This is a genomic window from Methylobacterium aquaticum (genome assembly GCF_001043915.1).
Taxonomy (GTDB): domain Bacteria; phylum Pseudomonadota; class Alphaproteobacteria; order Rhizobiales; family Beijerinckiaceae; genus Methylobacterium; species Methylobacterium aquaticum.
This window is the reverse complement of sequence record NZ_LABX01000061.1, coordinates 22,685-32,783: the sequence shown is the minus strand read 5'-3', so window position 1 is coordinate 32,783 and position 10,099 is coordinate 22,685. Positions and strand designations below refer to the sequence as shown.

The window sequence follows — 10,099 nt, the reverse complement described above, 5'->3', positions numbered from 1 at the left end:
GGGTCCCCCCCCCGGCACTGCGATCCCCCCGCCGCAGAGGAAGTCCGTCGAGGAGCAGCAGCACCACACCCGCCGAGATCCAGACGTCCGCCAGGTTGAAGGTGAACCAGCGGATGCCGCCGGTGTGCAGGTCGAGGTAGTCCGTGACGACGCCGTCCATGAGCCGGTCGACGAAATTGCCGGCGGCCCCGCCCGCTATCGCGGCGAGCCCGAGGCGTTCGAGCCCGCCGCCCGCGGCCAGGGCCCAGCCGGCCACAAGGCAAGTGAGCGTGCCCTGGATGGCGAGGAGCAGCGCCAGGGAGGACTGGTCGTGCGCCGGGAACAGGCTGAAGCTGATGCCGTGGTTGAACGACAGGCTCAGGTCGATGAAGGGCAGCGCGCCCCTGACGGCGCCTTCCTCCAGCCACGCCTCGGCCACCGCCTTGGCGACGAGGTCGATGGCCGCGGAGGCCCCGGCCACCCCGGCCACGGTCGCGGCCCGGCCGGCCCACCCTGACAGGGAGATCATCAGGCCCTCAGGAGACGGAGCGCGTTGGCCGTCACCAGGACGGTCGCGCCGGTGTCGGCCAGGATGGCCGGCCAGAGGCCGGTGATGCCGGCGATGGTCGTCACCAGGAACACGGCCTTCAGGCCGAGGGCGATCGCGACGTTCTGGCGGATGTTGCCTAGGGTCGCCCGAGAGAGGGAGACCAGCGCGGCCACGTCGCCCACCCGGTCGTTCAGCACCGCCGCGTCCGCCGTTTCCAAGGCCGCGTCGGTGCCGCCGCCCATCGCGATGCCGACGCTGGCGGCGGCGAGCGCCGGCGCGTCGTTGATGCCGTCGCCGACCATCGCCACCGGAGCCGCCGCCTTCAGGGCCGCGATCTCGGCGAGCTTGTCCTGGGGCAGGAGCTCGGCCTTCACGTCGAGCCCGAGTTCGGACGCGACCGCCTCGCCCGTGCGCCGGTTGTCGCCGGTCAGCATCACGCTGCGGACGCCGAGCTTCCGCAGGGCCGAGATGCCGGCCGCCGCGTCGGTGCGGGGCTCGTCCCGGACCGCGATGGCGCCTAAGGCCTCGGCGCCGCGGACGACGATGACCACCGTCTTGCCGCCGGCTTCCAGGTCCGCGACCGCGCGCTCGGCCTCAGGGCCGAGCCGCACGCTCTCGGCGGCGTGGCGCGGGGAGGCGACGAGCACCGTCTGACCCATCACCGTGGCCGACACCGCCTTGCCGGGGATGGCGCGGGCGTCCCGCGTCGGGCGCAGCGGCACCCCGTCCGCGCTCGCCCGGTCGAGGATGGCCCGGGCGATGGGGTGGCTGCTTCCGCTCTCGACCGCGGCGGCCAGGCCGAGAAGTGAGCGCTCCGACGCGTCCGGGGCGAAGGCCAGGATATCCGACACCCGCGGCCGTCCGGCGGTCAACGTCCCGGTCTTGTCGAACGCGACCGTGCGAACCCGCCCGATGACCTCCAGCGCGGCGCCGCCCTTGACGAGCAGCCCGCGTCGCGCTCCAGCGGCCAGTCCGGAGGCGATGGCCGCCGGGGTCGAGAGCACCAGCGCGCAGGGGCAGGCGATGAGGAGGAGCGCCAGGCCCCGGTAGATCCAAGTGCCCCAGTCGGCGCCGTGCAGCGGCGGCACGACCGCGACCGCGGCCGCGAACGCGAACGCGATGGGCGTGTAGACAGCGCTGAACCGGTCGATGAAGCGCGCCGTGGGCGACTTCGACGCTTGCGCCTCCTCGACGAGGTGCAGGATGCGGGCGACCGTGTTGTCGGCCGCCGTCTTTGTGACCCGGACCTGGAGCGCACCGTCGGCGTTGACACTGCCGGCGTAGACCGGGTCGCCGACCTCCTTGGGCTTCGGGACCGACTCGCCGGTGATGGGGGCCTCGTCGAGGCTCGACGCGCCGTCGGTGATCACCCCGTCGGCGGGCACGCGGTCGCCCGGCCGCACGACCACGACCTGACCGATGGCCAGCGATGCGGCGGCCACCTCGCGGATGGTGCCATCGGCCTCGTCGACGAGGCGGGCGGTCTTCGGCACCAGGGCGGCGAGCGCCTTGATGCCGGCCCGCGCCCGGCCCGCCGCCACGACCTCCAGCATCTCGCCGACCGTGAAGAGCAGCACGACGATCGCGGCCTCTTCGGCGGCGTGGATGGCGAGCGCCCCCGCGGTCGCGACCGACATCAGCATCTCGATGGAGAAGGGCGTGCCGGCGAACGCCGCCACGGCCGCGCGGCGGCCGTAATAGGCGAGACCGACGAGCGCCCCTGGCCAGTAGGCGTACTCGCCCGCCACGCCCGGCGCGATCCGCTCGATCAGGAAGCCGGCGGAGAACAGGGCACCGATCAGGATGCCCAGCAGCGCCTTCCGGGTCCGCCAGAGCGGCGGCTCGGGCTCCTCCGCGGTCTCGGCGGGTGGGGCGCCGCCCGAGGCTTGGGCCATGGCTAGGTCCGAGGCCGTGGGGAGCGGCGCGACGCCATAGCCCAGGCGCTCGATCCGCCCCTCCAATTCGGTCCTCGGCGTCGCAGCCTCATCGAGCGCGAGGTCGAGGACTTGGCTGCCGTAGTTCACGCGCACGTCCGCGACGCCCGGCAGTCGGGAGACGGCAGTCTCGATCTTCCCGGCGCAGGTCGGGCAGTCCATGCCCTTGACCCTGTAGCGCAGAGCCTGCGGTCCGTTCGTGGGGAAGGATGTGCGGTCCGCGCCGGCGGCCTGGTTCATGATGCGCTCCGTTCGCCGGGCTCCTGGTCCGGACTGGGAAGGCCCCCTACATGCACCCTGTAGTCACTACAGGGTCAAGGCCGTGCGGACCGCCTCTTCCATGACCATCGGCAGCCTCGCGGAGGCCACGCAGACCCGTGTCGAGACGGTCCGGTGGTACGAGAAGGTCGGGTTGCTGCCCCCGCCGGCGCGGTCGAGCGGGAACTACCGGCTCTACGGGCCCGAGCACCTGCGCCGACTGAGCTTCATCCGCCGCGGTCGCGCCCTGGGTTTCACCGTGGAGCAGATCCGGGACCTGCTCGCCCTGGCGGACGACCGGGATCGCTCCTGCGGCGAGGTCGACACCATCGCCCGTGCCCATCTCGCCGACGTGGAGCGCAAGTTGGCTGACCTGACCCGGCTCGCCTCGGAACTGCGCGAGGTCATCGGCCAGTGCGGCTGCGGGTCGGTTGCGGATTGCCGCATCATCGAGGCCCTGTCGCCGTTGGGTGAGCCCGCGTGAGGGACCTGAGCCCAGGTCAGCGAGCGACGTAGGGGGGCATCAGCACACGGCTCTCGAACAGCCCCTTGGCCACGAACCCGCAGCACGCGACGGCGAGGACAGCGACCGTGATCGCGACGAAGGCTCGGCGCGCGGCGGTCCGGACGTGCGGCCTGACGCGACGGCGACGTCCCGCGTTCCTCTGGCCCCAGGAATGGCGTTCCTTCATCACCAGCTCGGCCTTTCCTAAAGTGGAGGCTTGTCACGATTGCGCCGAAACTACGCCCGCTAGGCACTAGCTCCGCCTCAAAAACCGGGAGGCGGATTTGTGGTGAGATGAAAGCCCGACCTGCCACCGCGAAGTAATTACGAAGGCTGGCAGATGTACGCCAAAAAGCCGACGCTTCGTCCAGGCGCGGCTAGAAAAAAGGGGATCCGCGGCGCCCGCATAAGCGTAAGCCGAGCGACAACTTCGATCCAACTGGTAAGGAGGCGAAATTCCTCTGTGATTGAACCGCGACGCCAGCGTTTAGGCCAGGAATGCGTGACCATCCCTGCGAGCCGGGGAAGCTGAGCGCCCTGGTTACCTCCTCGAACCTGGCTCGTGCGTCCGACCAGCCCTGCGCGAAGTCGAACAGCTCCCGCAGGGCCGGCGAGATCTCCTTGTAGGCCGCGAGTGCGGCGACCAGCGCCCCGAGCGAGAGCCGGCCCTGGATGACAAGGTAGCCGCCGACCGAGAAGAAGAAGAACGGCGTCAGGTTGGCCGTGTAGTTGTAGAGACCCTTGAGCCGGCCCTTCAGATCGGCGATCTCGACGCGCACCCGCTCCAGCGCCTCGGCCTGGCGCATCTGCCGGAGCAGGGCCGGAGGATGGCCCGCGTTCCCAGCTTCCGGCGCGGTCAGGAGGCCGCCGAGCGCCCGGGTCGCGTGCACCCGCTCGCGCACCTTGGCGTTCAGGCGCCGCTGCAGCCGCGGCAGGAGGGTGAGTTGCACCGGCAGCATCACCAGCGCGGCGAGCGCCAGGGCGGCGTCCTGGAGGAGCAGGAAGGCCACGCTGGTCAGGAGCGTGCCGCCCTGGACGAAGGGCACGGCCACCAGGCCCGCGCCGGCGTAGCCGATGGGCTCGACCTCCTGCACTGCGACGGCGGCCAGCGCGGCGCGGCGCTCGGGCGAGCGCTCCCCGCGGGCCCGCCGGAAGACGGCGAGGCGCAGCCGGCGCACGAGGCGCTCGTTGAGGCCGCCGCGCGCCCGGTTGACCGCGTACTTGGCGAGGCCGCCCAGCGTCAGCACGGCGAGGTAGCTCGCACACAGCGCGAACAGGAGCTCGACGCGTCCCAGTTCGAGCCCGAGGAAGGCCATGCCGGGACGGACGTCGCCCTCCGCGTCCGAGAGGGCGTGGTTGATGATGTGCTTGGGGATCTCCAGGAGGAGCCACGCGGCCGGCAGCGTCAGGAGCGAGAGCAGCACCAGCCGCAGCTGCGGGCGCAGCGTCGCCCGCAGGACGTAGCGCTCAAGGCGCCACGCTCCCGGGCTCGCCGCGCCGGGCAGGTGCCGGTCGCGCAGCGTGCGCCAGGCGAGGCGCAGCGCCATCCACCCCGTCCACGCCGGCGCCACGACGAGGACGAGGAGCGACACCAGCTCCATCCACCAATGGCCGTGGGGCCCGTCGAGGCCGGCGAAGCGGTGGATCAGGTCGTGGATGACGACAGGCGTGAACAACGCTGGCACCGTGACGGGAATGCGGATGCCGGCGGACAGGACCCGCCGCGCGACCAAGCCGGATGGGAGGCCATGCCGGCCTACATGCGTTCCTTGATGCCGGACCCGACGAGCCACCAGTTGACGGGGTAGCTGGTCAGGAATCCCGCGACCATGGCGAGCTGCATGGCGGCCCAGAACTCGACCGAGTTCATCGGCGCCCGTTTCCCCGCGAGGTGCGGGAACAGGTAGAACTGGGCGAAGGCCATGAAACCGTACATGCCGACCTGCCAGGCGATCAGCGAGGCGGTGTCCGCCTTCACGGCCGCCACGAGGCCCTCGCCGGGGGAGAGCCCCCGCATCGGCACGATGGCGTAATACTGGAACACGATCCCGAGCGCGTAGGCGAAGACGAAGTCCAGCACCCAGACCGCGTACATCTTCTCCTCGAACAGCGAGTGCCAGCCGAACCAGACCGCCACCGCCGGCACCAGGAAGGCGAGCCACTCGGCGGCGACGTCGCCCAGCATGCAGCCGCTGCCGCAGTGGAGTGCGCCCTTTCCGACCATCATCGGGAACGGCGTGCCGGTCATGTTCGGCGGGTCCTCGCCCCGCTCCTTGGCGTGGTGGTGCGCCTCCATCGTGGCGAGGCGCCCGTATCTGAAGTAGGCCCAGACCACGGCCACCGTGCCGAACAGGGCGCTGACCGGCCAGACCACGTTCATCACGGTCATGTGCTGCGGGTGGCGGATGACCTGCACCGACAGCAGCAGGGCGCACGCCGCCCCCAGCAGCAGGGACGCGACGGCGAGGGCGTGGAGCCAGGTCGGGAACATGGAGGCTCCTAGCGGGCGGACGAGGGATCGAGCTTCGTCGCCTGCAGGCGCAGGGCGTTGCCGATCACGCTGACCGAGGACAGCGCCATCGCCGCGGCCGCGATGACCGGCGAGAGCAGGATACCGAGGAACGGATAGAGGATGCCCGCCGCCACCGGCACGCCGGCGGCGTTGTAGACGAAGGCGAAGAACAGGTTCTGGCGGATGTTGCCCATCACCGCCCGCGACAGGCGCCGGGCCCGCACGATGCCGACGAGGTCGCCCTTGAGCAGCGTCAGGCCGGCGCTCTCGATGGCCACGTCCGTGCCCGTGCCCATGGCGATGCCGACGTCCGCGGCGGCGAGCGCGGGAGCGTCGTTCACGCCGTCTCCGGCCATCGCGACGACCTGACCGGCGGCCTTGTGGCGCTCGACCACGGCGGCCTTCTGGTCGGGCAGCACCTCGGCCTCGACCTCCTCGATGCCGAGCCGGCGCGCCACGGCATCGGCGGTCGTGCGGTTGTCCCCGGTCAGCATCACGACCCGGATGCCCTCGGCCCGAAGCGCGGCGAGCGCCTCGGGCGTCGTCGCCTTGACGGGGTCGGCGATGGCGATGACGCCGGCCACGCGCCCGTCGACGCCCGCGAAGATCGCCGTGGCGCCGTCGCGCCGGAGCTCGTCGGCCTCGGCCGCGTGGGCCGAGACATCGACGCCCTGCTCACGCAGGAAGGCGGCGTTGCCGAGGGCCACGCGCCGGCCCTCGACGGTGCCGAGCGCGCCCTTGCCGGTCGGGCTGTCGAAATCCTCGACGGGGGAGGTCGCGATCCCGCGCTTCCCGGCGGCCGCCACGATGGCCAGGGCGAGCGGGTGCTCGCTCGCCCGCTCGACGCTCGCCGAGAGGCGCAGCACGGTAGCCTCGTCGAAGCCTGTCGCCGCCACGACCCGCGTCACCGCCGGCTTGCCCTCCGTCAGCGTCCCCGTCTTGTCGACCACCAGCGTGGTGACCCGCTCCATGCGCTCCAGGGCCTCGGCGCTCTTGACCAGCACCCCGGCCTGGGCGCCGCGGCCGACCCCGACCATGATCGACATCGGCGTGGCGAGGCCGAGCGCGCAGGGGCATGCGATGATGAGCACCGCGACCGCCGCAAGCAGCGCGAACGTGAAGCGCGGCTCCGGCCCGAACGCCATCCAGGCGACGAATGCGAGCACCGCCACGCCGATGACCGCCGGTACGAACCAGCCGGCGACCTGGTCGGCGAGGCGCTGGATGGGCGCGCGCGAGCGCTGCGCCTCGGCCACCATCTGGACGATGCGGGCCAGCATGGTGTCGCGCCCGACCTTGGTCGCCTCGACCACGAGCGAGCCGGACTGGTTGAGGCTGCCGCCGATGACGCTGGCGCCGACCTCCTTGCCGACGGGCATGGATTCCCCCGTCACCAGGCTCTCGTCCACCGAGCTGCGGCCCTCCACGACGGCGCCGTCGACCGGCACCTTCTCGCCGGGGCGCACGCGCAGACGGTCGCCGACGCCGATGGCGTCGAGTTGCACCTCCTCGTCCGTACCGTCGGGGTGGATGCGCCGGGCCGTCTTCGGCGCGAGGTCGAGCAGCGCGCGGAGCGCGCCACCGGTGCTCTCGCGGGCGCGCAGTTCCAGCACCTGCCCGAGCAGCACCAGCACGGTGATGACCGCGGCCGCCTCGAAATAGGCCGGCACCGCCCCGCCGTGCCCGCGCAGCGCCTCCGGGAAGAGCCCGGGCGCGAACGTCGCGACCACGCTGTAGGCCCAGGCCACCCCCGTCCCGATGGCGACCAGGGTGAACATGTTCAGGTTGCGCGAGGCCACGGAGCGGTAACCTCGCACGAAGAATGGCCAGCCGGCCCAGAGCACGACCGGGGTCGCCAGCGCGAACTGTATCCAGTTGGACGTCTGCTGGCCGAGGCGCTCGGTCAGGCCGAACAGGTGGCCGCCCATCTCCAGCACGAACACCGGCAGGGTCAGGACGAGCCCGACCCAGAACCGCCGGGTCATGTCGACGAGCTCCTCGCTCGGTCCTTCGTCGGCGCCGACCATCGCCGGCTCCAGGGCCATGCCGCAGATCGGGCATGCCCCGGGGCCGACCTGCCGAACTTCCGGATGCATCGGGCAGGTGTAGATCGTGCCTTCGGGCACCGGGTCGGCCTTCGTCGCGGCTTGGCCGGGGTCGACGTAGCGGACCGGGTCGGCCTCGAACTTGGTCCGGCAGCCGTTCGAGCAGAAGTAGTAGGGGTGGCCGCCGTGCTCGGCCCGGTGCTTCGTCGTATGCGGGTCGACCATCATCCCGCAGACCGGGTCCTTCACACGGTCGGCACCCGCGTCGTTCGCCGCGATGCCGGCCTGGTCGCCGTGCGCATGGCCATGTGCATGCCCGTGCCCGTGACCGGCATGGCCGTGGCCGCCCGCGCAGGCATGGCCTCCCGGGGCGGGGTGATGTCCCTGTGGCGCGTCGCTCATGACCGCTCCTTCCGCATGGCCGAGGAGGCGCCGCCGGGCCACGAGCGACCCGACGGCAGCCGGCGGCTTACTGGCGGCCTTCCTTCTGGGCGTTCTTGTCGAGCCAGGACGTGAGTTCCTTGATGCTCTTCTCCTGCTCCTGGATGGTCTTCTCGGCGATCTTCTTCGCCTCGGGATTGTCGCCGTTCCTCAGGCCGACCTGGGCCATGGCGATGGCGCCCTGGTGGTGCGGGATCATAGCGCAGATCCAGGCGACGTCGGCGTCCTTGGCCATCATCCCCTGCATCATGGGACCGTTCATCGACATCATGGCCTGCTGCAGGCCCTTCTGGGCCTCGGTCATCTGGCCGCCCATGCCCTGCATGGCCTGGGACATGTGACCCTGCATGTCCTTCATCGAGTCCTCCTTGGCGGTCGACGCCGCCTTGCAGGCCGCGGGAAGCTCGAACGAGGGCCCCGGCATGGAGCCGTGGTCGTGGTCGGCGGCGAAGGCCGCCCCGGTGCCGGCCAGCGCCAGGGTCGCGGCGAGGGTCAGGGTGCGAACGAACAAGATTGCCTCCTCAGGTTGGTTGGCGGGGGGCGGCCGGCCAGGCCGCCGCGTCGGGTTCAGGCGGCCATCTTCCGGCAGCTCTCGGCGCAGGCCCGGCACTGCGCGACGCAGTCCTGCATGTCGCCGACCTGCTCGCAGCTCCTGGCGCAAGCCTCGCAGACCTCGGCGCAGGCCAGGCAGGTGTGCTTGTGCTCGGGGGTGCCGATCAGCATGAAGTGCGCCGAGGTCCGGCACATCTCCGCGCAAGCCATCATCAGGCGGAAATGGCCCGGCTCGACGTGCTTGCCGCCGGCCGGCAGGCAGTGGTTCGAGGCCATGCCCAGGCAAGTCTGGTAGCAGCGCAGGCACTCGTCGATGCAGGATTGCATCTCGCTCGACACGTGGCTCATTCTGGTCTCCATCGCGGCTTTATTGGGAGATATGGGCACAACTAGAGATCTGATAAAGTATTAACTCGACCAGCTAGCTATAACCTGGATATCAAACTCCCCAATCCGCGAAGCGTTCAGAAATAAATACTCTGGACGATCACGGATTTGGGAGCGCCGTCTACCAGCGCGAGGGCGACCTCACTGGGTGCCCTTCTTCTTGAGGAAGGCCTCCATCTGGGCGATCTCGACGTCCTGGGCCTTGATGATCTCCTCGGCCAGCTTCCGGATCTCGGGGTCCTTGGAATACCGGAGGGCGACCTTGGCCATGGCGACGGCGCCCTTGTGGTGGGGGATCATGCCGCGCACGAAGTCGACGTCGACGTCGTTCGAGTAGCGGATGTCCATGTCCCGGTGCATCTCGGCGCCGACGTCCCGGAACGCCTTCGTGGCCGGCGTGTCCGCCTTGTCCGTCGCCGTCATCGCGGCGTGGTCGTGCCCGGCATGCCCGGCATGGTCGTGGGCCTCGTGCGCCAGGGCGATGCCCGAGAGACCGAGGGCCAGGGCCGCGACGGCGAGGGTCGAGGGCAGGATCTTCATCGGAGGATTCTTCCTGGTGCGCGGGGTCAGTTGAACTTGCCGCTGGCGGTGGCGCCGTCGGGGCCGGTGAGCTGCACGGCTCCCTTCGGGCTGTCGCCGAGGGCCGCCGCGGCCTTGCCGGTCAGGCGGTTGCCGTTGGCGGGCTCCAGGGGCACGCGGGTCGGCTTGCCGCCGACGACCAGGATGGCCGTGCCCTTGAAGCCCGTGGCCGGGACTGGCTTCTGGCCCTCGTCGGACACGAACACGTCGACGGTCTCGCCCTTGGCGACGAGCTCGACGTGGAACTTGCCGGCGTCCGCCACCCGGCCGCCGTGCTGGCCGGAGGTCTCGTGGGCACACACGGTCGTGGCGGCGAGCAGGCCGGCGACCAGGGTCACTCGCGGTATGATCATGCTC

At 71.1% G+C, this 10,099-nt stretch carries 11 protein-coding genes; 1 reads left to right on the top strand and 10 read right to left on the bottom strand.

Going from position 1 to position 10,099, the window contains the following annotated elements; genetic code table 11:
* Positions 1-508 (bottom strand): signal peptidase II (gene lspA / locus VP06_RS08685; protein ID WP_048463385.1); only part of this gene is annotated, 508 nt, incomplete at its 3' end.
* Positions 508-2,703 carry a heavy metal translocating P-type ATPase gene (locus VP06_RS08680; RefSeq protein ID WP_048463384.1) on the bottom strand — a complete coding sequence of 732 codons (2,196 nt, stop codon included), beginning with the start codon at positions 2,701-2,703 and terminating at the stop codon, positions 508-510. The genes lspA and VP06_RS08680, both read right to left, overlap by 1 nt.
* Positions 2,704-2,803: 100 nt before the next feature.
* Here VP06_RS08680 and VP06_RS08675 point away from each other — a divergent pair, with 100 nt between their 5' ends.
* Positions 2,804-3,205, top strand: coding sequence for a MerR family transcriptional regulator (locus VP06_RS08675; RefSeq protein ID WP_007557643.1), 402 nt, complete (start codon positions 2,804-2,806; stop codon positions 3,203-3,205).
* 16 nt (positions 3,206-3,221) lie between these two features.
* Here the strand turns inward: VP06_RS08675 and VP06_RS08670 are convergent, their stop codons facing one another.
* From VP06_RS08670 to VP06_RS08635, 8 genes are all read right to left on the bottom strand, one after another.
* Complete coding sequence (locus VP06_RS08670) at positions 3,222-3,413, bottom strand: hypothetical protein (RefSeq protein ID WP_048463383.1); 192 nt, start codon at positions 3,411-3,413, stop codon at positions 3,222-3,224.
* A gap of 190 nt (positions 3,414-3,603) precedes the next feature.
* Positions 3,604-4,902, bottom strand: coding sequence for a multidrug ABC transporter ATPase (locus tag VP06_RS08665; RefSeq protein WP_425350896.1), 1,299 nt, complete (start codon positions 4,900-4,902; stop codon positions 3,604-3,606).
* Between the two features lie 80 nt (positions 4,903-4,982).
* Entirely contained in the window at positions 4,983-5,717 is a 735-nt protein-coding gene (locus VP06_RS08660) for a DUF4396 domain-containing protein (RefSeq protein ID WP_048463382.1), read from the bottom strand.
* An 8-nt stretch (positions 5,718-5,725) separates the two neighbouring features.
* Positions 5,726-8,185 (bottom strand): heavy metal translocating P-type ATPase, encoded by a 2,460-nt coding sequence (locus tag VP06_RS08655; protein WP_048463381.1) that lies wholly within the window; start codon positions 8,183-8,185, stop codon positions 5,726-5,728.
* 67 nt (positions 8,186-8,252) lie between these two features.
* On the bottom strand, positions 8,253-8,735 hold the full coding sequence (locus tag VP06_RS08650; RefSeq protein ID WP_048463380.1) for a DUF305 domain-containing protein: 483 nt from the start codon (positions 8,733-8,735) through the stop codon (positions 8,253-8,255).
* A 56-nt stretch (positions 8,736-8,791) separates the two neighbouring features.
* On the bottom strand, positions 8,792-9,124 hold the full coding sequence (locus VP06_RS08645; RefSeq protein ID WP_048463379.1) for a four-helix bundle copper-binding protein: 333 nt from the start codon (positions 9,122-9,124) through the stop codon (positions 8,792-8,794).
* Positions 9,125-9,304: 180 nt separating this feature from the next.
* Complete coding sequence (copM, locus tag VP06_RS08640; RefSeq protein ID WP_048463378.1) at positions 9,305-9,703, bottom strand: CopM family metallochaperone; 399 nt, start codon at positions 9,701-9,703, stop codon at positions 9,305-9,307.
* A gap of 26 nt (positions 9,704-9,729) precedes the next feature.
* Positions 9,730-10,095: a hypothetical protein gene (locus VP06_RS08635; protein WP_048463377.1), complete on the bottom strand. Its 366-nt coding sequence runs from the start codon at positions 10,093-10,095 to the stop codon at positions 9,730-9,732.
* Positions 10,096-10,099: the final 4 nt, after the last annotated feature.